Raw genomic sequence first — 25,105 nt, 5'->3', positions numbered from 1 at the left:
GGAAGGCGCGACTTCGATCTCTTATCGATCTGTTATGGCCTTCGGCGAGGACCGATAACGCACCTGTACTCGGACGGATAACCGCAGGTCAGCGAGTGATATCAGGTCAGCGCGGGGACGGCCGACGAGCGTTCCAGCTCGCTCAGCGCCGCGCTGCCGTAGATGTCCTGGACCCAGTTGGTCTGATAGACGGTGTCGAGATAGCGCTCACCCAGATCCGGCCCGATGGTCGCGGCGGTGAGCCTCCCGGCCGGGTCGTGTTCGGCCAGCCATGCGGCTGCCCCCGCGACAGCCGTACCGGTGGAACCGCCGAACAGGAAACCCCGGGCCGCGAGGCGGTGGCACATCCGGACGGTGTCGATCTCCTCGACCATCCGCACCTCGTCCACGTAGCTCTCGTCCAGCATCGCGGGCCGCACCCCCGACCCGAGGCCGGGGATCCAGCGCGGCGAGGCGGGCTGCCCGAAGCTGACCGAGCCGACACTGTCGACGGCGACGATCCGCACCTCGGGCCGGTGCTCCTTGAACCAGCGGGCGCAGCCCATCAGCGTGCCGGTGGTGCCCGCCCCGACGAAGAGCACGTCCAGATCCGGGAACTGCTGGGCGATGGCGGGCGCCGTCCAGCGGTAGTGGGCGCCCCAGTTGTCGGGGTTCTGGTACTGGTTCAGCCAGACGTACCGCTCGTCGCTCTCCAGCAGCCGGCGGACGTACGCCAGCCGGGCGCCGAGCAGGCCGGAGACCGGGTCAGCCTCGGTGATGGTGTGCACTCTCGCACCGAAGACTTCCATCATTCTTCTGGTGTTCAGATTGCAGCGGGAATCGGTGACGCAGAGGAATCCGTATCCCTTGCTGGCGGCCATCAGGCTGAGCGCCACCCCGAGATTCCCGGAGGATGATTCCACGAGTATGGAATCCGGCCGTAGCCTGCCCGCCCGCTCGGCCGCCTCGATCATTCCGACGGCGGCCTTCTGCTTGATCGAACCGGCGAAGTTCATGCCTTCGCACTTCAGATAGAGCGGAATGCCGAGACTCGACCTCAGGTCGACGAAGAGGTCGTGCTCGTTGAAATCGTGCGGAGCCGAGATGATCGGCATGGTGCCTCCCGGGTTCGGACAGGGTCGGACGCTGAGGGTGGGGTGTGGGTGGCTACGGCTCAGCCGTGGCGGCGGAGCTCGTGGAAGAAGTCCTCGACGACGGCCAGCTCGCCGCTCTCGCGGACGGAGTCGAGGACGTGCTTGCCGACGGCCAGGTCGAGCACGCCGAGGCCGAACGGCGAGAAGATCACCGGGCGGTCGGCGGGGACGGCGACCGTGCCGGCCAGCACGTCGTAGAGGGTGCCATCGACGAACCCGCGGTGGCCGAGCCGCTGCTCGGTCAGGTGCAGCGAGGTGTCGGCCTTCAGGCAGTGCTCGACGTCGTCGGTGATGTTGGTCGCCGCGAGGATCACCTCGGGCGAGAGGTCGCGCAGCGAGACGTGCAGCACCAGCGGGTTGTGCGAGAACAGCTCCGGGTCGTGGACGTGCGGTGCGCCCGCGATGGTCGCGAAGACCACCAGGTCACTGGACCGGATCAGGGATTCGGCGCTGTCGTGGACGGTGACCTCGCCGGTGCCCTCGGCCTGCTCCAGATAGCCTGCGAAGCCCGCCGCGTACTCGGCCGAGAGGTCGTACACCCCGGCCGTGTCGAAGCTCCAACCGGTGCCGGCCAGGTAGCTGTGCAGGTAGCGGGCGATCAGGCCGGTGCCGATGAAGCCGACCCGGCGCGGGCGCTCACCCCGCCCCTCGGAGAGCTTGGCGGCCGCCAGCGCGGCGGAGGCGGCGGTGCGGGCCGCGCTGATGATCGAGCTCTCCAGGCAGGCGATCGGGTAGCCGGTCTCGTGGTCGTTGAGGATCAGCACGGCCGAGGCGCGCGGGATGCCGGCCTCGACGTTGTCCGGGAAGCTGGAGATCCACTTCAGACCGTCGACCTGGACGTCACCCCCGATCGACGCGGGCAGCGCGATGATCCGCGAGCTGGGCTTGTCGGGGAACTTCAGGAAGTACGACGGCGGGTTGACCGTCTGCCCCGCGCCGTGGATGCGGTACGCCGCCTCGACGATGCCCACGACCTCCTTCTGACGCCCTTCCAGAACCCCGTTGACCTGGGCGCCGGAAATGACGGCGAACGGCGGGACGACACTACTTCTGGACATATCCGACTCCATGCTTCGAGTTCTGCGACTTCTTCGTTCGCTCCATTGGAATCTAGGCAGAAGATCTAGCAGGAAGTCATATCCTGGCTATCAATTCGAAATATCCCGAGGATATGCGGAAGCCCCGTGGCGGGCATCCGGAAAGGGATGCCCGCCACGGGGCTTCGGGTCCTACCGAGGGTCAACCGGCCAAGGTGGCGAGCTCCTCCTCGGTCAGCTTCAGCTCCCGCTCCGCCCCGGCACTCCGGAAGATCTCCCGGGCACGGCTCATCCGCTGCCGGGCCTCCTCCGTCCGGCCCAGCGCCCGGCTGACCTGACCGAGCGTCCGATGGACACGGCCCTCCGCCACCGGGTTGTGAATCTGCTCCGCCACGTCCAGCGCGGCCAGCAACTCGGTCTCCGCGCAGTCGGGACGACCACGTCTCAGCTCGGTCTCCCCGAGACCGAGCCGGGCGTAGACCATGCCCAGGCGATCGCGCTTGGCCGCCACGATCCTGACCACCTCGCGGAGGGACTCCTCGGCCAGATCGAAGCTGTCCGACATCAGGTAGGCCCGCCCGAGTCGGTACACCGCCTGTGCCATCCCCCGGGTCTCCCCGATCCTCCGGGAGACCTCGACCGACTCCAGCCCGAAGCGCAGTGCATCCTCGGCCCGTCCAGAGTCCAGCTCACCCTGAGCCAGGTAGCCCAGGGCGTGCGCCTCCGAGGACAGATCACCGACCTTGCGGAAGGTCTCCACAGCCTCCCTCAACCGGGCTCCGGCCAACTCGACGTCACCCAAGGTCCGGTCCATGACGGCGAGTGAGCGCAGCGTCAGCGCCCGCCCGTGCACCTCACCCATTTCGTCGAACCGGGCCAGCGCCAGCTGCAGCAGCTCACCGGCCTCCGTCAGATGACGGGTGCGGATCCGCGAGGCGCCGAGGGATTCGAGCATCACCGCCTCGCCCCGGAGATTCCCGGCCGCCCGAGTCGCAGCAAGTGCGCTCTCGCAGCAGGACCGCCAGTCCTCCATGTAGTCCCGGGTCTCGAAGAGCACCGTCGCCGAGACCGCCAGGTCCCACGCCAGCTCGTCCTTGCCGAGCCGGGCGGACTGGTCGACGGCGGCGATCAGCGAGAGCCGCTCGGCCTCGAACCAGTCCAGCGGGGAGGCGATCAGCTCCTCCAGCAGGAGTTCGTCGACGGGGTAACGCGGGGTGCTGCCGTGGATCAACGAGAAGTCGCCGCCGTACTCCTGGCGGTGCGCCTGCTCGGCGATGGTCAGCCAGGCGCGCAGGGCGCGGTCCAGGCTCTCCTCACGCTCGGCCGGATCCTCCTCCGCCTGCACCCGCTCCTTGGCGAAGAGCCGCAGCAGGTTCTGCTGGCGGAAGCGCAGCTGGCCGGTGCCGTCGCTGCCGACGACCTCCAGCAGTTGGACGTCCACCAGGTGCTCCAACAGCCGCTCGGCCTCGAAGGGGTGCACGTCGAGCAGGGCGGCGGCGGCCCAGACCGTGACGTCGGGGGCCTCCAGCAGGGCCAGCCGGCGGTAGAGCCGGGCCGCATCGGAGGGCAGATAGCGGTAGCTGAGCGCGAACCCGGCCCGGACCTGGGACTCGCCCTGGCTGAGCTCGTCCAGCCGCCGGCGCTCGTCGGCCAGCCGGGCGACGAGGTGCTTGACCGACCAGTGCGCCTTGGAGGCCAGCCGGGCGCCCGCGATCCGCAGCGCCAGCGGCAGCCGGTCGCACAGCTCGGCGAGCCGCTCGGCCTGCACCGGATCGGCGGCGATCTTGTCGTCGGGCACGATCCGGCCGAGCAGCTCGATCGCCTCCGCCGGTGGCAGCACGCCGAGTTGGACCCGCACCGCGCCGTACCGGAGCATCAGCTGCTCCATCGGCTCACGGCTGGTGACGATCACGCAGCACTGGCCGTTGCTCGGCAGCAGCGGGCGGATCTGCGCCACCGTACGGGCGTTGTCGAGCACCACCAGCACCCGGCGGTCGGCGAGCAGACTGCGGTAGAGCGAGGTCCGCTCGCCCGGATCGGCCGGGATCTGCTCGCTCGGCACGCCGAGGGCGCGCAGGAAGCGGCTGAGCACGTCGGCGGCGCTGGTCGGCTCGTGCGTCTCGTCGTGGCCGCAGAGGTCGACGTAGAGGCGGCCGTCCGGGAAGTGCCCCGAGACGCGGTGCGCCCAGTGCACGGCCAGACCGGTCTTGCCGACCCCGGCGACGCCGGTGACGAAGCCGATGCCGGGGGGCTGCTCCTCCGAGCGGCCGTGCTCGACGAGTTGGTCGAGCAGCGCGGTCTCGGCGCCCCGGCCGGTGAAGGCGGGCACGTTCGGCGGCAGGAAGGAGGGGGTGGGGCGCTGCTCGGCGGCCGGGGCCGGCGCGGGCTCCTCGGCGGGCTCGGCGGCGGACGCCTCGGGCAGGTCGAGGGCCGGGTCGTCGCGCAGGATGGCGTCGTGCAGTTGGAGCAGTGGGGTGCCCGGTTCGAGGCCCAGCTCGTCGATGAACTGCCGACGGCCCTCCCGGAAGGTCTCCATCGCCTCGGCTCTTCGCCCGGCGCGGTACTGCGCCAGCATCAGGGCGTGCCGGGCCCGCTCACGCAGCGGGTGCTCGCGCACCACGGCGTTCAGCGAGCCGATCACGTCCAGATGGCGGCCGAGCGCGAGCTGCAGCTCGGTGGACGCCTCGTAGCAGGCCAGCCGCACCTCTTCGAGCCGCGCCGCCTCGTCCTCGACCGGACGGCCGGTGACCCCCTCCAGCACCGGGCCGCGCCAGAGCCCGAGCGCCCGCTCGTAGAGCTCGCCCGCCTCCGCCGTCCGGGCCTGGGCGGCGGCCTGCTCCGCGGCGGCGACCATCCCCTCGAAGGCCAGCAGGTCGATCCGGTGGCCGCCCGCGTTGAACTGGTAGCCCGGGTGCGCGGTGGCGATCAGCTCGTCGACGCAGCCCTCCGCGCGGAAGATCTTGCGCAGCCCGGCGATGCAGATCGCCACCTGGGTACGCGCGGTCGCCGGCGGATCGCCCTGCCACACCGCCTCGACCATGGCGTCGACCGAGACGATGGCGTCCGGCGCGAGCAGGAGCAGGGCGAGGATGGTGCGCTGCCTCGGCCCGCCTACGGCAATCCGGCGGCCGTCCGCCGCTACCGAGAGCGGGCCCAACAATCCGAAGTCGAGTTGAACGTCCAACCGATCCCCCGTTCATCGGACGCCCCTCCCCGTTTTTGAGGACGTCCGTACCGGCATGAGGGTCTGTAGCACGTCCCTCCCCCGCCGATGATCACAGTACCGGTCGGAACGCTCCACCGCTCCCCCCCTTACGGAGGGTAATCTTCAGGGGGTGTATAGAAGCTGTAATGATCTCGCATGGTCGGCGCGGCAAGGGTGGCGGTGATATATCCGACTACGGAGAGAGCTGTCCCCCATGGGCGCAGAACAGAACTGGATTCCGGCTGAGATCGGCCCGGCGGACGTCGGCGCCGAGGCCACCCCGTACGGTCTGATCGACCACCTCCAGCGGCTGGACGACCTCGCCGGTCTGCTGACGCGTGAGAAGGCCCTGGTCTTCCGCGGCTTCGGCGTGACGCCCGGCGAGCTCGACAAGGTCTTCGACCTGCTGCTGCCGAACCGCCTGGCGTACGTGCACGGTAACTCGCCGCGCACCAAGGTCGGGCAGAACCTCTACACCTCCACGGAGTACCCCCAGGAGTTCACCATCTCGATGCACAACGAGATGTCGTACGCCCACCAGTGGCCGGCCCGGCTCGCGTTCTACTGCGAGATCGCGGCCGAGACCGGCGGCGCCACCCCCGTGGTGGACGGCGTCCGGTGGCTGGAGGCGCTCGACCCGGAGGTGCGGGAGGCGTTCTCCGGCGGCGTCCGCTACCTGCAGAACCTGCACGACGGCTACGGCTTCGGCAAGAGCTGGCAGCAGACCTTCGAGACCGAGAGCCGCGAGGAGGTCGAGGCGTTCCTCTCCGGGACGGCCGCGACCTGGGAGTGGAAGAAGGACGGCGGCCTGCGGGTCGCGCAGCTGCGCCCGGCCACCACCCGGCACCCGGTGACCGGCACCGAGGTCTGGTTCAACCAGGCCGACCAGTGGCACCCGGCCGGGCTCGGCGACGAGACCGCCGCCACCCTGGCCAGCATCCTGCCGCCGGAGGACCTGCCGCAGTCCGTCACCCTCGCCGACGGCACGCCGATCCCCGCCGAGTGGGTCGAGCAGATCCGCGACCGTGGACTGGAGTGCGCGGTGAACGTCGACTGGCGCCCGGGGGACGTGCTGCTGATCGACAACGTGCTCGTCGGGCACGGGCGGCGGCCGTTCACGGGGAGCCGGCGCGTGCTCGTCGCCATGTCCGACTGACATCGGCCTATATAAGGGGAAGGGTCCGACTCGTTCCGAGTCGGACCCTTCTTCGTGCCCTGGTGGTGCGACTGGCTACTGGCGGCCGGCCACCAGGTCGAGGGGGCGGGTGCGCAGGGCCAGGCGGGCGGGGATGAGGCTGGCGGTGAGGGCGAGGACCAGGCAGACGGCGGCCGAGCCGGCGAGGGCTGTCCAGGGCAGCTGGTAGGCCGCGCTCTGGGCCGTGTCGAGGATGCGGTTCTCGATCAACAGGACGGTCGCGTACTGGGTGACCAGCGTGACGATCAGGCCGAGGGCAGCCGCCGTGGCGACCACGAGCAGGGTCTCGACGGCCACCACGCGCAGCACCTGGCGGCGGGTGCCGCCGGTGAGGCGGAGGGTCGCGAAATCCCGGAGGCGGTCACCCGTGGACATCATCATCGTGTTGACGATGGCGATCAGGGCGTAGAGCAGGGCCGGGCCGAGGATCGCCAGCATGGAGATCCAGCCGTTCTTGGTGGTCTGCTCGTTGTGGGCATCGACCCAGGCGCCGCCGGTGGTGGCCGTGGCCACCGTCGGGTCGCCGAGGGCCTTGGTGACGTCCGCCCCGGCGCCGACGCCCAGGTAGGCGACGTTGACGGCCGCCCGGCCGCTGAGGGCTTCGCGGGGGACGACGATCTCCGGCAGGTGCGGCAGCAGGTGGTGCACCTGGGCGACCAGGCGCAGCTGGGCGGTCGTGCCGTCGCCGAGGGTCGCGTTGAGGGTGTCGCCGACCTGCCAGCCGAAGACCTTGGCCATGTCGGAGGAGACGGCGACGGTCCTGCCGTGCAGGTCGGCGAGCGAGCCTGCGTCGGCGGTGAGGTTCCAGGCGGTGCGCAGGTCGCCGTCGACGGCCAGGCCGTTCTCGGGGATCGGCAGGTCGGCGGGGCGGCCGGGGGCGAGGCGCTGCTCCTGGCCGGTGAGGCCGGTGAACTGGACGACTCCGGCGGTGGTCAGCTGGGCGCCGGGGAGGGCGGCCAGGCGTTGGAGGGCGTCGGCGGGGATGGCGCCGGAGCGGCCGGGCTCGATCACGTACGGCGCCTTGAGGGCCGCGCGGCCCTGGGCGGCCATCGCGTCACTGAACGCGACGGTGCCGCCGACCACGGAGCCGGCCAGGCCGATGACCAGGAAGACCGGGGTCGCGGTGGAGACCGTGCGGCGGATCGCGGCGAGCGCGTTCTGCCGGGCGATCAGACCGGCCGCGCCGGGGAAGAGCGGGACGAGCGCGGTGAAGAGACGGACCACCGGCGGCACCAGGACGGGGGCGACCAGCACGATCGCCAGCACCGCCATCACGTCGAAGAGCAGCGCCCACTGCGGGGTGGTCTCCGGGTCACGCGACTGCGGGTCGGCCATCATCGAGCCGGACGGCGAGATGAAGGTCTGGAGCGTGTAGACGAACAGGCCGAGGTAGAGCACGGCGCCGATCCAGCGGATCGGCGGCATCACCTTCTTGTCGACGGCGACCTCGCTGAGCGCCTCGACCGGCCGGACCCGACCTGCCCGGCGGGACGCCGCGAAGGCGCCGAGCAGGGCGACGGCGAGGCCCCCCGCTCCGGCGAGCAGCAGCGGCAGCAGGGCGGGCTCGGAGCGGAACCCGGCCGGGGCGGCGCCCTGCGAGACCAGCCAGGAGGCGATCGCGGGGGCGACGGCCAGGCCGAGCAGGCAGCCGGCGACAGCGGCCACGACGGCGACCACGACGGCCTCGCCGAGGACCAGCCAGCGGACCTGCCGGGGGGTGGCGCCGACGGCCCGGAGCATCGCCGTCTCCTGGCGGCGCTGGGCGACGGCGAAGGCGAAGGTGCTGGAGACCACGAAGACCGAGACGAACCCGGCCATCGCGGCCATGAAGCTGATCAGCTTGTGCAGCGAGGGCGCGCCGGGCAGCGAGTCCTCACCCATGGTGGTGTTGAGCAGCACCCCGGCGGCGGACATCACGGCGACGCCGAGCGCGAGCGCGACGAACGAGCCGAGGAAGGCCAGCCACCGGCGGCGCAGGGTGGCGGCGGCGACGGGGAGCAGCAGCAGGAGGCCGTTCATCGCGGCGCACCGCCGCCCCGGGCCGACTCCAGGCTGGTCATCCGCTCGGCGACGGTCTGCGGGTCGGGCGCCACGAGCCGGTCGACGACCTGGCCGTCGGCCAGGAAGAGCACGGTGTCCGCGTACGAGGCGGCGACCGGGTCGTGGGTGACCATGATGGTGCTCTGGCCCTGCTCGTCGACCAGCGAGCGGAGCAGGGCGAGCACGTCGCGGCTGCTGGAGCTGTCCAGGGCGCCGGTCGGCTCGTCGGCGAAGAGCACCTTGGGGGCGGAGATCAGCGCGCGGGCGATGGCGACGCGCTGCTGCTGGCCGCCGGAGAGCTGGGACGGCAGGTGGCCGACCCGCTCGCCCAGGCCGACCTGGGCGAGGGCGGCCCGGACCTTACCGCTGTCGGGCTTGCGCCCGGCGAGGCGGAGCGGGAGGCCGACGTTCTGCTCGGCCGTGAGGGCGCCGAGCAGGTTGAAGGACTGGAAGATGAAACCGAGTTGCTCGCGCCGCAGCACGGTGAGGGCGGTCTCGTCGAGGCTGCCCAGGTCGACGCCGTCCACCATGACCTGGCCGGAGTCCGGCCGGTCGAGCCCGGCCGCGCACTGGAGCAGGGTGCTCTTGCCCGAGCCCGACGGGCCCATGACGGCGGTGAAGGTGCCGCGGGCGAAGCCGACGGTCACACCGCCGAGTGCGGTGACGGCGTTCTGCCCGGCGCCGTAGGAACGGGTGACCTGTTCCAGGCGTACTACATCGTTGCTATCCATAGTGATTCACTTCCTACCAGCTCATCGCACGTATCAGCCATGCACTAACGGGGGCGCGGGGCCCAGCAGGCCCTAATAACCTCCCCAGCCGGCCAGGAGCTGAGCCTGCTCCTCGGCGGATATCAGCTCGACCCGGCCGACCGGGGTCTGCGGGGCCTCCACCAAGGTGGCTACGGCGCGGTGGAGTTGGTCGAGGATGCGCTGTGCCTCCGGCTGATCGTAGACGTCCGGGCGGTAGCCGATCCGGAGTTCGAGGCCGGTGCCGTGGAGGGCGGGGACGGCCTGCATCCGGAGCGGGTAGTGCGTCGCATCGATGCTGTCGGCGTCGCCGAGCCGGAGGCCGTCGAGCTTGGCGGCCAGCGCGGAGACGTCGAGCGGGGCGTTCTGGTGGATCGTGGTGGTGTCGAACAGGACCTTGCCGCCAGCGAGTTGCTGGATCTCGCTGAGCCCTAGGTGGTGGTGCGGCATCAGCCTGGCCTGCTCGTCCTGGAGTCGGGCGAGCAGCCCGGCGAGCGGCTCGTCCTCGTCGAGGCGGACTCGGACGGGCAGGGTGTTGAGGAACATCCCGATCATCCGCTCGACGCCGGGGATCTCGGCCGGGCGGCCGGAGACGGTGGCGCCGAAGACGACGTCCTGCTCCCCGGTCATCCGGGCCAGCACCAGTGCCCAGGCGCCCTGCACCACGGTGTTGAGGGTGACGCCGTGCTCACGGGCGGCGTCCGCCAGCGCGGCGGTGAACTCCTCCGTCAGCTCGACGCCGACGGAGTGCTGCTGGACGGGCTCACGGTGGGCCGCCTCCGGGGCGACCAGCGTCGGCCGGGGCCCGCCGGAGAGCGACTCCGCCCAGGCAGCGCGGGCGGCAGCGTGTTCCTGCCCGGCGACCCAGTCGAGGTAGTCCCGGAAGGGCGTCGGCGCGGGCAGGCCGCTCGCGTCGCCGCCCCGGCCGTACGCCGTGAACAGCTCGTCGAGCAGGACGGGCACCGACCAGCCGTCCCAGAGGATGTGGTGGCCAGTCAGAATCACCCGGTGCAGCGAGTCGCCCAGCTTGACGACCCGCAGGCGCAGCAGCGGCGGGCGCTCGAAGTCGAACTTCCGCAGCCGGTCGGCCTGGGCGAGCCGCTCGGCCTCGGCGACGGCCTGCCCGCCGTGCCCGCTCAGGTCGTCCTCGTACCAGGGGAGTTCGACCTCGCGGTGGATCACCTGGAGCGGGCGGCTGAGGCCCGCCTGGCGGAAGCCGGCCCGCAGGCCGGGGTGCCGGGCGAGCAGCTGCTCGGCGGAGGAGCGCAGCCGGGGGAGGTCGAGGCCGCCGTGCAGGTCGAAGAAGACCTGGGTGGTGTAGACGTCGATCTCCTCGTCGGCCAGCAGGGCGTGGAAGAGGAAGCCCTCCTGGAGCGAGGAGAGCGGCAGGGCGTCCGCGAACTCGGGCTCGGCAGCCAGGAGTTCGGCGGCCTCCTGCTCGGACTCGGCGTCGGCGAACACCGACCGGGTGACGGTCGGGGCCGTCTCCAGCGGGCGGGCGACGGCGGCCAGGGCCTGCGCCGTACGGTGCTGGAAGACCTCGCGGACGGTGACCACCAGACCGGCGGCGCGGGCCCTGGCGACGAACTGGATCGCCAGGATGCTGTCACCGCCGAGATCGAAGAACGACTCGTCGGCGCCCACCAGTTCGGTGCCGAGCACCTCGGCGAAGCTCACGCAGAGGGCGGCCTCCTGCGGGGTGGCCGGGGCGGTGCGCGGGCCGGTGGCGGCGACCTCCGGCGCGGGCAGCGCCTTGCGGTCGACCTTGCCGTTGGCGGTGAGCGGCAGCGCCTCCAGGGCCACCACCGAGGAGGGGACCATGTAGTCGGGCAGCGTCTCGCCGACGAAGGCCCGCAGCGCGGCCGCGTCGACCCGCTCGCCCGGCTCGGCGACGGCGTACCCGACCAGGCGGCGGTCGCCCGGCCGGTCCTCCCGGACCAGGACGAACGCCTGGGCCAGCGAGGGGTGCCGGGCGAGCACGGCCTCGATCTCGCCCGGCTCGATCCGGAAGCCGCGCACCTTGACCTGGTGGTCGGCCCGGCCCAGGTACTCCAGGCTGCCGTCGGCCTGACGGCGGACGAGGTCACCCGAGCGGTACATCCGGCTGCCCGGCTCGCCGAAGGGGTTGGCGACGAAGCGTTCGGCGGAGAGGTCGGGGCGGTTCAGGTAGCCCCGGGCCAGCCCGGCACCGGCGATCCACAGCTCACCGACCACCCCGGCCGGGACCGGCTGGAGGGACGAATCCAGCACGTACAGCTGGGTGTTGGCGACCGGAAGGCCCATCGGCGGCAGGACGCGACCGGAGAGCGGCGCGCTCATGCTGGCGCAGACCGTCGACTCGGTCGGGCCGTAGGCGTTGACCATCCGCAGTCGGCCGGACCAGTACTCGACCAGGTCGGGCGGGCAGGCCTCGCCGGCCACCACCAGGGTGCCGCCGACGGGCAGCGCATCCGGCGCCAGCACGGCCAGCGCGGTCGGCGGCAGGGTGACGTGGGTGACGCCCTGCTCGGCGATCAGCTCGACCAACGAGGGCCCGGGGAGCAGGCGTTCGGCATCGGCGAGCACCGCACGGGCGCCGGTGAGCAGAGCCATGCCCAGCTCCCAGACGGCCGCGTCGAAGCTCGGCGAGGCGAAGAGCAGCACCCGGCTGTCGGTGGTGACGGCGAGCCCCGTGCGCTGGCTCTCCACCATGCTGGCCAGCCCGGTGTGGGTGACCACCACACCCTTGGGGCGGCCGGTGGAGCCGGAGGTGTAGATCACGTACGCCGGGTGGCGGGCCGTGAGCGGCGCGCTGCGGTCGGCGTCGGTGAGATCCCCGGCCGGGTACGCGGCGGTGTCGGTCTGCTCGACCAGCAGGCGCGGCACAGCGCTGTCGGCGAGCAACTCGGCGGCGACCGCGCCCGTGGTGATCACCAGGGCCGGGTCGGCGTCGGTGAGCATGTAGGCGATCCGGTCGGCCGGGTAGCGCGGGTCGAGCGGCAGGAAGGCCGCACCGGCCTTGAGTACGGCGAGCTGGGCGACGATCAGCTCGATCGAGCGCTCCAGGGCGATCGCCACGAACCGCTCGGGGCCCGCGCCGTGCTCGACCAGCAGCCGGGCGAGGCGGTTGGCGCGCTCGTTCAGCTCGGTGTAGCTGAGCTGCTCGGTGCTGCTCGGCCGCTCGGTGCTGCTTGGCTGACCGGTGCTGCTCGGCTGACCGGCGTCGAAGGCCAGGGCGACGGCTGCGCCGCGCTCGGCCACCTGCGCCTGGAAGAGCGCGGGCAGGGTGTCGGGGGCGACCGGGACGGCGGTGTCGTTCCACTCGGTGAGCAGCCGGTGCCGCTCCTCGGGGGCGAGGGCGTCGAGGCGGCCCAGCGGCAGCGCCGGGTCGGCCGCGAGGGCGTGCAGGACGCGCAGCAGGCGGTCGGCGATCTCCTGGGCCTCGGCGGCGGAGAGCAGATCGGTCTGGTAGTCCATCCGGAAGGCGAGGGTGTCGCCCTCGGGGACGGCCATCAGGCCGAGCGTGTAGTGCACCGCGTCGTGCACCCGGACGTCGGTCAGGCGCACTCCCCCGGCGGGCGCGTGCAGGGCGCTCGCGTCCAGCGGGTAGTTCTCGAACACCATGGCGGTGTCGAAGAGTTCACCGAGACCGGCGAGCTCCTGGATCTCGGCGAGGCCCAGGTGCTGGTGCTCCAGCAGCCCGGACTGCTCGGTCTGGAGGCGGCCCAGCAGCTCGGCCACGGTCTCCGAGGCGCGCAGCCGCAGGCGCAGCGGCAGGGTGTTGATGAACAGGCCCACCATGCGTTCGGAGCCGCGCAGTTCGGGCGAGCGGCCGGAGACGGTGACGCCGAAGGTGACGTCGGTGGAGCCGGTGATCCTGCCGAGGGTGATCGCCCAGGCGCCCTGGAGCAGGGTATTGAGCGTCAGGCCGTGGGCGCGGGCCTGCTCGGCCAGGGCCGTACCGAGCTGCTCGGGGGCCCGGAACTCGAGCCGCTTCGGCGGCACCGGCACCCGGCCGGGCGCCACGGCACGGACCCGGGTCGGCTCCTCCAGCCCGGCGAGCGCTGCCTGCCAGGCGGCGCGGGCGGCCATCCGGTCCTGGGTGTCCAGGTGCTGGAGGTGCTCGCGGTACGGCCGGACCCTGGGCAGCACGGTGCCGTCGCCGCCGGCCGCGTACAGCGCCAGCAGCTCCTGGATCAGCACCGGCATCGACCAGCCGTCCAGCAGGAGGTGGTGGTTGGTGAGCACCAGGCGGTGGTGGCCATCGGCGAGGCGCAGCAGTGCGAAGCGCAGCAGCGGCGGGCGGGCGAGGTCGAAGCGGCGGCCGCGCTCCTCGGCGGCTATCTGCTCGGCCTGCTCCGGCCGGTCGGTCACATCGGCCTCACGCCACGGGAGTTCGACGCTCGCCGGGATGACCTGCACCGGGCGGCGCAGGCTGCTGCGGAAGCCCGCGCGCAGGTTGGCGTGCCGGTCGAGCAGCGCCTCGGCGGCGGCCCGCAGGGCGGCCGGGTCGAGCGGGCCTTCGAGGTCCAGCTCCAGCTGGGCCAGGTAGACGTCGGCCTCCTGGGTGTCGTACAGCCCGTGGAAGAACAGGCCCTCCTGGAGCGGGGAGAGCGGCAGCACGTCCGCCAGATCCGGGATCTCGGCTTCGAGCGCCTCGATCTCGGACTGCTGGAGACCGGCCGGGGCCAGGTCGGACGGGGTGCGGCCACCGGCGCCGGGGCTGGTGGCGTGCGTGGCCAGGGCGCGCAGGGCGTCGAACCACGCCTCGGCGAGCCGCCGGACGCTCCCGGCGGAGCGCAGGCGCGGGGCCCAGCTCCACTCGGCGACCAGCTCCGGGCCGTGCGGACCGTCCTGGGTCAGCGCGTTGACCTCGACGCGGTGGGCGAGCGGCATCCGCTCGTCGGCGCCGGGCACCCGGCCGTCCAGCTCCGGGACGACGGCCCAGTCGGCCTCCGCCTCGGCGGCGGCGAACCGGCCCAGGTAGTTGAACCCGATCTGTGGGCGCGGGAGTTCGGCCAGCAGCGGGCCGGTGCGCGGGTTGAGGTGGCGCAGCAGGCCGTAGCCGATGCCCTTGTCGGGGACGGCGCGCAGCTGCTCCTTGACCCGCTTGAGCAGCGCCCCGGCGGCCGGGCCGCCCGCGCGGGCCTCGGCGAGGTCGAGCGCGCCGGCGTCGAGGCGGACGGGGTAGAGGCTGGTGAACCAGCCCGCCGTCCGGGAGAGGTCGCCGCCGCCGAGTGCGTCGCTCTCGCGGCCGTGGCCTTCGAGGTCGAGCAGGGCGGCGCCGTCGCAGGCCAGCGCGAAGGCGGCCAGCAGGACGTCGTTGACCTCGGCGTGGAAGGCGGCGGGCAGGGTGGTGAGCAGCTGTTCGGTGATCTCGGCGGGCAGCCGCAGGGTGAGCCGCTCGGCGCTGCCGTGGGTGTCCGTCACGGGGTTGATCCAGGACGGCTCGGCGCCGTCCAGGGTGGCCTGCCACCAGCCGAGTTCGGCCTCCCGCTCGGGGCGCTGGGCCTCGGCGGCCAGCCGGTGCGCCCAGCCACGGTAGGAGGTGCCGACGGGGTCGAGGGCCGGGGCGCGGCCCTCGGTGACGGCCTGCCAGGCCTCGGCCAGGTCGGGGGCGAGGATGCGCCAGGAGACTCCGTCGACCACCAGGTGGTGCACCATCAGCAGCAGTTGGCCGCTCTCGGTGGGCCCCCGGTCGAACCAGACGGCCTGCACCGTGACGCCCTCGCGCGGGGCGAGCCGGGCACGGGCGGCGAGTGCCTCCTCGGTGCGCAGCGCGCGGAAGGCCTCGTCGTCCCGCCCGTCGGCGTCGGTGTCGAGGCCGGTGGCGTCGACGTGACGTATGCAGGCGGCAGCCGTGACCGAGCCGGGGGCGGTGATCTCCGACTGCCAGTCGTCGGTGGTCCGCAGGCGCAGCGCGTCGTGGTGGTCGAGCAGGGCCTGCAGGGCGGCCGTCAGCTCGGCCTCGGTGAGCGCGGCCGGGACGCGGAGCGTCATCGACTGGTTGTAGGCGTCGAACTGCTCGACGGCGCCCGGGTGTTCGGCCAGCCAGTGGGCGATCGGGGTGAGCGGCACGACGCCGATCCCCGCGCCCGGCGCCTCGGTGGCGGCCTGCGGCAGGTCGAGGGCGGCGTCGGCCAACCCGGCGGCGGTCTTGCGGGTGAAGACGTCCCGGGCGGTGATGGTCAGCCCGGCCCGGCGGGCCCGGGAGACCAGCTGGATCGACATGATGCTGTCGCCGCCGAGGTCGAAGAACGAGTCGTCCGGGCCGACGTGCGCCAGGCCGAGCACCTCGGCCAGCAGCTCGCAGAACAGCTCCTCGCGCGGGGTGCGCGGGGCCCGCGAGCTCTCGGCGGAGGGCAGTTCGGGGGCGGGCAGCGCGGCCCGGTCGACCTTGCCGTTGGCGGTGAGCGGCAGCGCGTCGAGCGTCAGCACGGTGGCGGGCACCATGTACTCGGGCAGCAGCGTCCCCGCGAAGGCGAGCAGCTCGGCGGTGTCGAGGGGGCGGGTCGGCACGACGTACGCGACCAGGCGCTTGTCCCCCGGGCGGTCCTCGCGGACCAGCACGACGGCCTGGGCCACCGAGTCGTGGCGGCCGAGGGCGGCCTCGATCTCGCCGATCTCGACGCGGTAGCCACGGATCTTGACCTGGTCGTCGCCCCGGCCGAGGTAGTCGACGTTGCCGTCGGGCAGCACCCGGGCGGTGTCGCCGGTCTTGTAGAGCCGGCCGCCGGGGGCACCGAACGGGTCCGGCACGAAGCGCTCGGCCGTCATCGCGGGCTGGCCGAGGTAGCCCCGGGCCAGGCCCGAGCCGCCGATCCAGAGCTCGCCGACGGTGCCGACGGGGACCGGCTGGAGGGCCCCGTCGAGCACGTACATGCTGGTCGCCGGGATCGCCCGGCCGATCGGGACGACCTCGGTGGGCTGCGGGCCGGTGACGTCGAAGACGCAGTTGCCGACGGTGATCTCGGTCGGCCCGTACTCGTTGACCACCCGGCCGCCGCCGAGCCACGCGCACCAGCGCTCGGCGACCTGGCTGAGCAGTGCCTCGCCGCCGACCACCAGGACGGGCGTAAGGCCCTTCGCCTCGGCCGGGGTGAGCTGGTGGGAGAGCATCTCGAGGTGCCCGGGGGTCAGCTTGAGGAAGTCGAACGGGCCCGACTCGACCAGCCAGGAGCCGAGTTCGGCCAGGTCACGACCCTGCGGGAAGAGCTGCACGGGCGCGCCGGTCATCAGCGGCACCCAGAGCGTCGGCACCACGAGGTCGAAGGCGACGGAGGAGAACAGCGCACCGCCGCCGCCGTTGCCGGTGTAGTCCTGGACGGCCCAGCCGAGGTAGTTGGCGAGGCTGCGGTGCCCGATCTGCACGCCCTTGGGCTTGCCGGTCGAGCCGGAGGTGTAGATGACGTAGGCGAGCCGGTCCGGGTCGTGGGCCCCCGAGAGGCGGGTGGCCGGGCTGCCCTGCTCCGCGCCGGGCGCCACAGTCGGCCCGGTGAAGGCGAGTTGACGATCAGTCACCACGGCGACGGCGCCCGCGTCGGAGAGCACGGTGTCGAGGCGGGCCGTCGGCCAGGACGGGTCCATCGGGACGTACGCCGCCCCGGCCTTCCAGACGCCGAGCAGGCTCGCGAGCAGCTCCGGGGTGCGGTCCAGCAGCACGCCGACCACGTCGTCCGGGCCCGCGCCGAGGGCACGGAGGTGGTGGGCGAGGCGGTTGCCACGCTCGTCCAGCTCGCGGTAGCTGACGGTGACGCCGTCGCAGACCACGGCGGGGGCGTCGGGGGTGCGCTCGGCCTGGGCCTCGAACGCCTCCAGCGCGCCGAGCTCGTACGGGGCCGCCAGAGCGGCGGAGTTCCACTCCGTCAGCAGCTGGTGGCGCTCCTCGGGGGTGAGCAGGTCGATCTGGCCGAGAGGCGTCTCCGGGTCGTCCAGCACCGCCTGGAGGAACCGCAGGAAGCGGTCCTGGTGCTCGGCGACCTCGGACTCGCGGTACAGCTCGGGGCTGGCGTCGAAGTCGATGGTCAGGCCCTGGCCGTCGGCACGGTCGTAGACGGCGATGCAGAGGTCGTCGACCGGGCCGTTGGAGAGGTTGTGCGCGAAGGCGGTGTGCTCGCCGAAGTGCAGCTCGGAGTCGAAGGACATGATGTTGACGGTCGGGCCGACCAGGCCGTCCTCCGAGCCCGTCAGGCCGAGCGCGCGGCAGACGTCCTCGTAGCGGGGCAGCTGGTGCTTCAGGCCGCCGCGCACCGCGCCGACGGTCTGCCGGACGAGCTGTGCGGCGCTCTCCTCCGGGCGGACGTCCAGCAGCAGCGGCACCCAGTTCGAGGCCATGCTCGGCGTCCGGCGGGCCGCCGGGGTGGCGCGGCCGGTCACCGGCAGGCCGAGGATCTGCTTCTGCTGGCCGGTCATCCGCTGGAGGTACGCGCCGGTCAGCGCGATCAGCAGGATCGACCACGGCGCGCGGGCACTGCGGGCCGTCTCGCGCAGCCGGTCGGTGTGCTGCTGGGAGAGCGTGACGGTACGGCGGAAGAAGCCGATCGCCGGGCGGTCGTCACCCGGCTCGGCGGTGCGGTCGACCAGGCGGCGCGGCTCGGGGCGGTCGGCGAGCTGCTCCACCCAGTACTGCAGGTCGGCGGCGGCGGCCTCGGACGCGCGGTAGGCCGCGTCCTCCTCCAGCACCAGCGGCAGCGGGTCGAAGGTGCACTCGGCGGGCTCCTCGCCCTTGGCCAGCGCGGTGTAGATCTCGGCGACGCGGGTGCCGACCAGCGACCCGCCGTAGGCGTCGATGGTGACGTGGTGCGCACGCTGGTAGTAGTAGTACCGGTCCTCGGCCAGCTTCAGCAGCGCGAAGCTGTGCACCCGGCCCTCGGCCAGGTCGACCGGCCGGGTGAGGTCCGCGTCCATCCAGGCCTTGGCGGTGGCGTGCGGGTCCGGCTCCGCCGAGAGGTCCAGGAACGGCAGGTGCCGGTCACCGACGTCCGGGTCGACGTACTGGACCAGGCCGCCCTGCTCCTGCCGCACCGCCATGACCCGGTACGTCCCGGTCTCGTCGATCAGCCGACGCCAGGCGGTGTCCATCAGCTCCGGGTCGACCGGGCCGTGGATGTCCTTGTACTCGGAGATGTTGTACCGGCAGCCGGAGGCGTCCAGCTGGTGGGCGAACCAGATGCCCGTCTGGGCGGCCGACAGCGGCAGCCGCGACTGGCGCTTCGCCTCGGACTTCGCTTCAGACATTGCTCTTCACCCTCGCGGTCTCACGGTCGGCGTTCGCACCGGCTGCGGCAGCACGGCCAACGGTCCAGTGGCTGTTGATGTGGTCGAGGCACTCGGTGCGGGTCGCCTCTTCGAGCGTCACCGACCACCCGGCCGGGATCGCCGCGAACACGGGCCAGAGCGAGTGGTCACCTGCGTCGTTGACCAGCACGCGGTAGCGCCCGGCCGGGTCGTTGAACGGGTCGTCTGTCATGGGGCGTCCTCCTTCGGGCGAGGGCTTGCCGGTCGGGCTAGACGGCGAGCTTGTCGGTGAGCAGTGCGGTGAGCTCGGCGGCGGCGGACTCGAGGTAGAAGTGGCCGCCGGGCAGGACCTGGAGGTCGAAACCACCGGCGGTGCACTCCGCCCAGCGGCGGGCGTCCTCCGGGCGGCAGGCCGCGTCGTCCTCGCCCACCACGGCGGTCAGGGGGCAGAGCAGCGGGGCGCCGGGCGTGTAGGTGTACGTGTCCACCAGGTGGAAGTCGGCGCGCAGCACCGGCAGTGCCATCTCGCGCAGCTCCTCGTCCTCCAGCAGCTGGGCACCGAGGCCGCCGAGCCGGCGGACGTACTCCAGCACCCCGGCGTCGTCCTGCAGCAGCGCGGCGTTGGGGTTCGGCACGGAGGGCGCTCGGCGGGCGGAGGCGAAGAAGTGCCGCAGCGCCGGGCGGTAGCGCGCGGGCAGCTTGCGGGCGGTCTCGAACGCGACGGTGCCGCCGAGGCTGTGCCCGAAGAACGCCACCGGCCGGTCCAGCAGCGGGGTGATCGCCGCCGCGATGTCACCGGCGAGGGTGTCCATGTCCGGCGCGGGCTGCTCGCCGTACCGGTCCTGCCGCCCCGGGTACTGCACGGCCACCAGCTCGACGGAGGGCGGCAGTTGACCCGCCAACCCCCGGAACGCGGCGGCCGCGCCACCCGCGTGCGGGAAGCAGACCAGCCGCACGCGAGCGTGCGGCCGGGGGACGAAGGTACGGAACCAGCGGGCGGTTTCCGCCGTGGTCTGGGCGAACATCGGAAGCCTTTCAACCGACTCGGCGAGCACCCGCCGGCGCCCGACGCCGGGCGTACACATGTCCGGCTGTGCCCAATCTCCGCCACCCGCCTATATTTCGACGGTACGCACACCGGTCACGCGCCGGGCCAGGAGACGTGCCGCAGCGCCCCGCCCCGGGCTCCGCATGCCTTCACGACGTCAGGGCGCGTCAGCGCACCCATTCCTTGAACGGATCGGTGTCCAGCGCGATCCCCACCGGCTCGGGCAGGTCGAGCCGCTTGCCGAACGGGCGGCGGGTCAGCAGGCTGTACGCGCCGTTCTCGGGCTCGCTGTGGACCAGGGTCTCGCAGGAGTCCCGGTCGATCAGCAGGTACACCGGGATCCCGGCCTCGGCGTAGGCACGCGGCTTCTCCTCCCGGTCACGCCGGTCGGTGTCGGTGTCGTACGAGGTCACCTCGACCACCATCAGCACCTGGTCGGCACTCGCCCACTCCCCCTGCCCCGCGAAACTGCCCTCGGGAGCAAGAGCGCCGTCCGGCTTCGCGTGGCCCCTCCGGTAGGTCTCGACCTTCAGCCCGCGTTCCGGGTAGAGCCAGAGATCCGGCCGCTGCTGAATGCACTGGCGCATCACCCAGCGGATGATCTCGTCGCGGTCGCCGTCCGGCACCGCCTTGACTCCCAGCTTCCCTTGGATGAACTCCAGCCGGACTCCCTCGCGTTCGGCCGCGACGGCAATGCGTTCGAACTCCTCGGCCAGCATCTGCGGCCGGTCCTCGGTGACAGTCACCGGATCTCTCCGTCCTCCACGCCGATGCCGGACTCCCCCGGCTACTCGCACAGTACTACCCCGCCCACCGACCGCCTCAGACCTCGGAACTCCGAGTCGACCGGGCCCCGGCCCGCTGCCCGGGGCTTCACTGGGCGACGGTCGGCACCCGGTTGAAGAGGCGGCCGGCGAGGTCGCAGCCGGTGATCGTGCCGTGCTCGTCGCGGCTGAACCAGCCGCGCTGACCCTTGAGGCCGCCGTCGGTGACGATGTACTCGTCGGTGTCGCCGGGGAGCAGGCCCATCGCGGCCGGGGCGTAGTCCGGCGGCATCTCGCTGTCGGAGGCCGCACGGACCTCGGGCTTGATCGCGGCGCCGAGGGTCAGCCCGGTGCCGTCCGTTGCGATGGTGATCGTCATGGCGTCGATGTCGTAGCTCCCGACGACCTCCCGGGCCCGTGCCTCGTCGTACGGGACCGGCTCCGGGTCGCGGTCGACGACGCCGAGGTAGGTCTCCAGGGCCCAGCGGACGACGGCCTGGTTGAAGACGGTGCCGTCCGGGCCGCCGTTGGCGAGCGAGACGACGGCGAACCCCCGCTCGGGCACGGTGAGCAGCTCGGAAAACTGGCCGTTCGCCGAGCCGCCGTGGCCGACGGTGCGGACGCCGTCCACCTCGCGCAGGAACCAGCAGATGCCGAGCGCGTCGCCGAGCGTGCTGGCCCGCAGCCCGACCGTCGGCTCCTGCATCCGCCGCAGCGCTGCGGCGGGGAGCAGCCGGGCGCCGCTCTCCGTACGGCCGTCACCGAGGTGGAACCGCGCCCACCGGAGCTGGTCCGCGACGGAGGAGGAGATGCCGCCACCAGGGTTGTCGCTGCGCGGCATCCGCCACCCCTGGGCGGGCACCGGCCTGCCGTCCGCGCCGCGGTTGTGGCCGACGGCGAACCGCCGGGCCGGGATGTCGCCGGGGGCGAAGACGCTGTGCGCGAGGCCCAGCGGTTCGAAGAGGAGCGAGGCGACGGCCTGCTCGTACGGCAGGCCGGTGACGTTCTCCACGATCCGCCCGGCGAGGTTGAACCCGGCCTGGCTGTAGGAGGAGCGGGTGCCGGGCGGTGCGATCAGCTGGAGCTCGGCCAGCTTCGCCACGAAGGCGGCCAGGGCGTCGTCGCCGTCGCCGACGTCGACCAGGAGGTTCCAGTCCAGCCCGGCGGTGTGGTTGAGCAGGTTGAGCACGGTGATCTCCGCCGCGGCCTGCTCGTCCGCGAGCCTGAGCTCGGGCACGTACCGGCGGACCGGCGCGCCGAGCTCGACCAGGCCCTGGTCGACCAGCCGCATCAGCGCCGTCGCGGTGTAGCTCTTGGTGACCGAGCCGAGCTGGAAGAGCGTCTCCCGGTCGACCGGCTGCGGGTCGTCGACGCTCGTCACGCCGTGGCAGGCGAAGACCTCACGGCCGTCGACCCACACCCCGACGGCGACGCCGGGGATGCCCAGCTCGACGGCGGTCGCCGCGACGAACTCCGACAGCGCGCCCTGTGCCATGTGCTGCGACCTGTCCTGCGACATTCCGTTTCCCCTCCAAGGCGACTTGCACTGCGTTCAAGTGGAACGTTAGGGCATGACTTGAACACCGTGCAAGTGATTTCTCGTACGGTGTTCAAGTCGGCTACCTTGTCCCCATGCCGCGCGACACACTCACCCGGGAACAGATCGTCAACGCCGCCGTCGAGCTGCTGGACGCCGAAGGGCTCGAAGGCCTCAACATGCGCGCGCTCGGCAAACGGCTGGGCTCGGCCGCCACCGCCGTCTACTGGCACGTGGGCAGCAAGGACAACCTGATCGCCCTCGCCGGCGACCAGGCGTGGAACGAGATCGCCCTGCCCGATCTGGCCGCCACCCCCTGGCGGACGGCCGCCACCCGGATGGCCACCGACCTGCACGCGATGCTCACCCGCCACCCCTGGCTGCTCCAGGCCTTCGGCTCGCTGCTGATGTTCGGCCCCGGCAAGGCCCGCCACGACGACCACAACCTCGGCGTCTACGAGGCGGCCGGCTTCACCGGCGCGACGGCCGACCAGGCGACGGCCGCCGTCTTCACCTTCGTACTCGGCAACGCCCTCGGCCCGGCCGCCGCCGCCTCCGTCACCCGCAAGCTCGGCCGCGAGGGCGGCGACGCCGAACAGCTGATGCGGGACGGCATCGCGGAGGCCACCGAGATCGCCGCACACTTCCCCCGCCTGCGCGAACGCCTGGAGACCGGCGCCGCCGGCTACGGCGCCGGGCCGGACGACAGCTTCGACTTCGGCCTCCAGGCCATCCTCGACGGCCTGGAGGCCCGGCTCGCCCTGCGTCAGAGCACGCGTTAGACCCCGCGTCAGAGCACGCGTCAGAGCACGCGTTAGACCCCGCGTCAGAGCACGCGTCAGAGCACGCGTTGGACCACGCGGTCGGCCTCGGCGCGGCGGACGACGTACGGGATCAGCAGGCCCGCCGCGACGAAGACGCCGCCGAGCAGGAACCAGCCCGGGGCACCCGAGTCGATGCAGAGCAGACCGAGGGCGGACGGGGCGACCACGCCCGCCAGGCCGTTGCCGATGCCCAGGACGCCCGAGTACTGGCCCTGGGCGTGGGCCGGGGCCAGGCCGTAGCGGAGTTCGAACGAGCCTGCGGCCTGCCAGAGTTCGCCCACCGTGTGGATGCAGGTGCCGGCCAGCAGCAGGAGGGCGGCGAGCCGGCCGGGGAGCCCGGCGGCCAGGCCGATCAGGGTCATGCCGAGCAGGAAGGCGAAGCCCGAGCGGCGCCAGGCCCGCGCCGCCGTGGCGTTGTCGTCGACGCCCCGGCCCGCGCGGACCTGGAGGGTGACCACCATCGCGGTGTTGAGCAGCGCGCTAGCACCGACGAACCAGCGCGGGGCGTCGGTGCGGCCGACGATCCACAGCGGCAGGGCGAAGACCAGCACGTCGCCCTGGATCGAGGTGACGGCGCTGAGCGCGGCGTACGCCAGGAAGGGGCGGTCCTTCAGGGCTGTCCGCCGCCGCTCGCCCGGCGGGGCCGGGACGGGCGGGAGATAGACCGACCGGCAGATGGGGGGTGGGTGAAGGAGCGGGTCGAGGGCCGAGTCTGGGCGGTGCCGACGAGGGAGTAGCAGCGGAGCTGCGGCGACTGAGGAGAAGCCGTCCAGGCGACAGCCATCGGCACGCGACGCCGCCCCCCATCTGCCGGTCGGTCTCCGGCAGGCGCGCGGCGATCAGCGCCGCCAGCAGGAAGCTGAGCGCGTTGCCGAGCACCAGGCAGGTGTACGCGGCGCGGGTGTCCAGTTGGACGACCAGCGCCGCCAGCAGGGCGCCGAGGCTGCCCGCGAGGTTGACCGTGGCGCGCAGGTAGGCCCGGTACTTCGCGGGCCGCTCCCCCGCGAAGCCGCGCACCAGCGGCGACTTGGCCGCCCCACTCGCCGACCCGGCCAGCTCGGTCAGGCAGATCACCAGCACGAACAGCCAGAACGACCGGACCAGCACCAGGGCCGCCATCGCGGCAGCCTGGACGGTCAGCGTCACCAGATAGACCTCACGCGGCCCCCGCCGGTCGGCCAGCCGCCCGACCGGCACCCCTGCGAGCACCCCGACCAGCGCGCCGACGCCCGCGCCCAGGCCCACCTGCGCCACCGAGAACCCCACCGAGCGGGTGAAGTACAGCGCCGAGGTCAGCATGAAGACCGCCCCGCCGACCATGTTGACGAAGCTCGCCAGCGCGAGCGTCCGCCGGGGCCCGGCTTCGAGGATCACCCCTCGGGCGACCAACCAGGATTCCCGGCTCGGCTGTTCGGTGGATATCCCCATGCCCGTCCTTACTCCGGTGATGTGCGGACTCGGCAGTATGGAGTCGCAGACCACCTGACGGAAAGTCACCAAAGGCACGAGGAATGTCACACCGTGTAGGGGAACTCCCGGGCTCCGACGGCGCGTTGGATCTGATGAGGACGATCGAGGGGGCGGCCGAGGTCGGTCACTCGGTGCCGAGGCGGATCGTGGTGCCGTCCGGGAGGTTGTGCACGCCCTGGGCGATCGGGCCGCGGATCTGCATGGCGACGGCGGAGTCCTTGACGCTCAGGTTGTCGAAGTCGTAGCTGCCGCCCATGACGAAGGGCTGGAGCGGGATCAGGCGCTGGTCGGGCTGGAGGGCGCCGTTCTCCTTCTGGAAGGCGTATGCGAAGGAGTTCACGCCGTTGACGTCCGGGTCGGCCAGCAGCCACCGGGCCCAGTCCTCCAGGCTCGTGCCGAGTGAAGTCAGCTCGGCCGTCTCGGGGTTGAACCGGACGACCTCCTCCTCGCCGACGACGGCGAACTGGGTGCCGAAGAGGTCCTGGCCGAAGCAGAACACGTCGTCGGCCAGCCCGGCGTAGGTGGACTTCCAGACCTCGTCGGTGTTCCAGGACAGCAGGTCCGGGCCCAGGCCCTCGTCGCCCACCCGGAAGACCTGGATGCCGCCGTTGAACAGGAAGAAGCCGTTCATCCGGGAGATCACCCGGCCGAGCTCGACCAACGGACCACTCTCGACGCCGAAGTCGAGGTCGACGGCCGGCCCCATCGGGCCACGGGCGCGGCCCAGCAGTTGCTCCAGTGCGCTGTCGGTCATTCGTTCGTCTCCGCTTCAGGGCTGATGGGCCGGGTCGGGCGATCCGGGTCGGGCCATGATGCCCGAACGGGCCCCGCCCTCGCCGGGGGGAGCGGCGAGGGCGGGGCCTGTTCGGGGGGAGGGGGGAGGGGGG

At 72.5% G+C, this 25,105-nt stretch carries 15 protein-coding genes; 2 read left to right on the top strand and 13 right to left on the bottom strand.

Translation table 11 applies throughout. From position 1 onward, the window contains the following. Positions 1-101: 101 nt before the first annotated feature. The 3 genes from sbnA to ACR68M_RS19285 form a co-directional block, all read right to left on the bottom strand. Positions 102-1,094 (bottom strand): 2,3-diaminopropionate biosynthesis protein SbnA, encoded by a 993-nt coding sequence (gene sbnA, locus ACR68M_RS19295; protein WP_441245351.1) that lies wholly within the window; start codon positions 1,092-1,094, stop codon positions 102-104. Between the two features lie 59 nt (positions 1,095-1,153). Then, positions 1,154-2,191: a 2,3-diaminopropionate biosynthesis protein SbnB gene (sbnB, locus tag ACR68M_RS19290; RefSeq protein WP_441245350.1), complete on the bottom strand. Its 1,038-nt coding sequence runs from the start codon at positions 2,189-2,191 to the stop codon at positions 1,154-1,156. Between the two features lie 181 nt (positions 2,192-2,372). Beyond that, positions 2,373-5,354 carry an AfsR/SARP family transcriptional regulator gene (locus ACR68M_RS19285; protein WP_441245349.1) on the bottom strand — a complete coding sequence of 994 codons (2,982 nt, stop codon included), beginning with the start codon at positions 5,352-5,354 and terminating at the stop codon, positions 2,373-2,375. A 235-nt stretch (positions 5,355-5,589) separates the two neighbouring features. On the opposite strand from ACR68M_RS19285, the gene ACR68M_RS19280 reads away from it, so the two are divergent. Continuing rightward, entirely contained in the window at positions 5,590-6,531 is a 942-nt protein-coding gene (locus ACR68M_RS19280; protein WP_441245348.1) for a TauD/TfdA family dioxygenase, read from the top strand. A 75-nt stretch (positions 6,532-6,606) separates the two neighbouring features. Here ACR68M_RS19280 and ACR68M_RS19275 read toward each other — a convergent pair whose 3' ends face one another. The 7 genes from ACR68M_RS19275 to ACR68M_RS19245 form a co-directional block, all read right to left on the bottom strand. Next, complete coding sequence (locus ACR68M_RS19275) at positions 6,607-8,589, bottom strand: ABC transporter permease (RefSeq protein ID WP_441245347.1); 1,983 nt, start codon at positions 8,587-8,589, stop codon at positions 6,607-6,609. After that, positions 8,586-9,341, bottom strand: coding sequence for an ABC transporter ATP-binding protein (locus ACR68M_RS19270; protein WP_441245346.1), 756 nt, complete (start codon positions 9,339-9,341; stop codon positions 8,586-8,588). Before ACR68M_RS19270 ends, ACR68M_RS19275 begins: the two co-directional genes overlap by 4 nt. Positions 9,342-9,413: 72 nt before the next feature. After that, on the bottom strand, positions 9,414-18,575 hold the full coding sequence (locus tag ACR68M_RS19265) for an amino acid adenylation domain-containing protein (RefSeq protein ID WP_441245345.1): 9,162 nt from the start codon (positions 18,573-18,575) through the stop codon (positions 9,414-9,416). Further along, a complete protein-coding gene (locus ACR68M_RS19260; RefSeq protein ID WP_441245344.1) occupies positions 18,568-18,807 on the bottom strand; it encodes an MbtH family protein in 240 nt (79 codons plus the stop codon). The genes ACR68M_RS19265 and ACR68M_RS19260 overlap by 8 nt, the downstream gene beginning before the upstream one ends. 37 nt (positions 18,808-18,844) lie before the next feature. Next, entirely contained in the window at positions 18,845-19,600 is a 756-nt protein-coding gene (locus tag ACR68M_RS19255) for a thioesterase II family protein (protein ID WP_441245343.1), read from the bottom strand. Positions 19,601-19,790: 190 nt separating this feature from the next. Then, positions 19,791-20,369, bottom strand: a complete 579-nt coding sequence (locus ACR68M_RS19250; RefSeq protein ID WP_441245342.1) for a Uma2 family endonuclease — start codon at positions 20,367-20,369, stop codon at positions 19,791-19,793. A 127-nt stretch (positions 20,370-20,496) separates the two neighbouring features. After that, a complete protein-coding gene (locus ACR68M_RS19245; protein WP_441245341.1) occupies positions 20,497-21,906 on the bottom strand; it encodes a serine hydrolase domain-containing protein in 1,410 nt (469 codons plus the stop codon). A 113-nt stretch (positions 21,907-22,019) separates the two neighbouring features. On the opposite strand from ACR68M_RS19245, the gene ACR68M_RS19240 reads away from it, so the two are divergent. Beyond that, positions 22,020-22,706 (top strand): TetR/AcrR family transcriptional regulator, encoded by a 687-nt coding sequence (locus ACR68M_RS19240; protein ID WP_441245340.1) that lies wholly within the window; start codon positions 22,020-22,022, stop codon positions 22,704-22,706. Between the two features lie 56 nt (positions 22,707-22,762). On the opposite strand, the gene ACR68M_RS19235 is transcribed toward ACR68M_RS19240, so the two are convergent. The 3 genes from ACR68M_RS19235 to ACR68M_RS19225 all read right to left on the bottom strand — a co-directional run bounded on the left by ACR68M_RS19235 (position 22,763) and on the right by ACR68M_RS19225 (position 24,972). After that, a complete protein-coding gene (locus tag ACR68M_RS19235) occupies positions 22,763-23,299 on the bottom strand; it encodes a hypothetical protein (RefSeq protein ID WP_441245339.1) in 537 nt (178 codons plus the stop codon). Next, entirely contained in the window at positions 23,229-24,176 is a 948-nt protein-coding gene (locus ACR68M_RS19230; protein ID WP_441245338.1) for an MFS transporter, read from the bottom strand. The genes ACR68M_RS19235 and ACR68M_RS19230 overlap by 71 nt, the downstream gene beginning before the upstream one ends. A 166-nt stretch (positions 24,177-24,342) precedes the next feature. After that, positions 24,343-24,972, bottom strand: coding sequence for an SMI1/KNR4 family protein (locus ACR68M_RS19225; protein ID WP_441245337.1), 630 nt, complete (start codon positions 24,970-24,972; stop codon positions 24,343-24,345). Positions 24,973-25,105: the final 133 nt, after the last annotated feature.

It is taken from the genome of Kitasatospora sp. McL0602, assembly GCF_052076145.1.
Taxonomy (GTDB): domain Bacteria; phylum Actinomycetota; class Actinomycetes; order Streptomycetales; family Streptomycetaceae; genus Kitasatospora.
The sequence above is the reverse complement of the archived record's forward strand: the minus strand, read 5'-3'. Positions and strand labels throughout refer to the sequence as shown.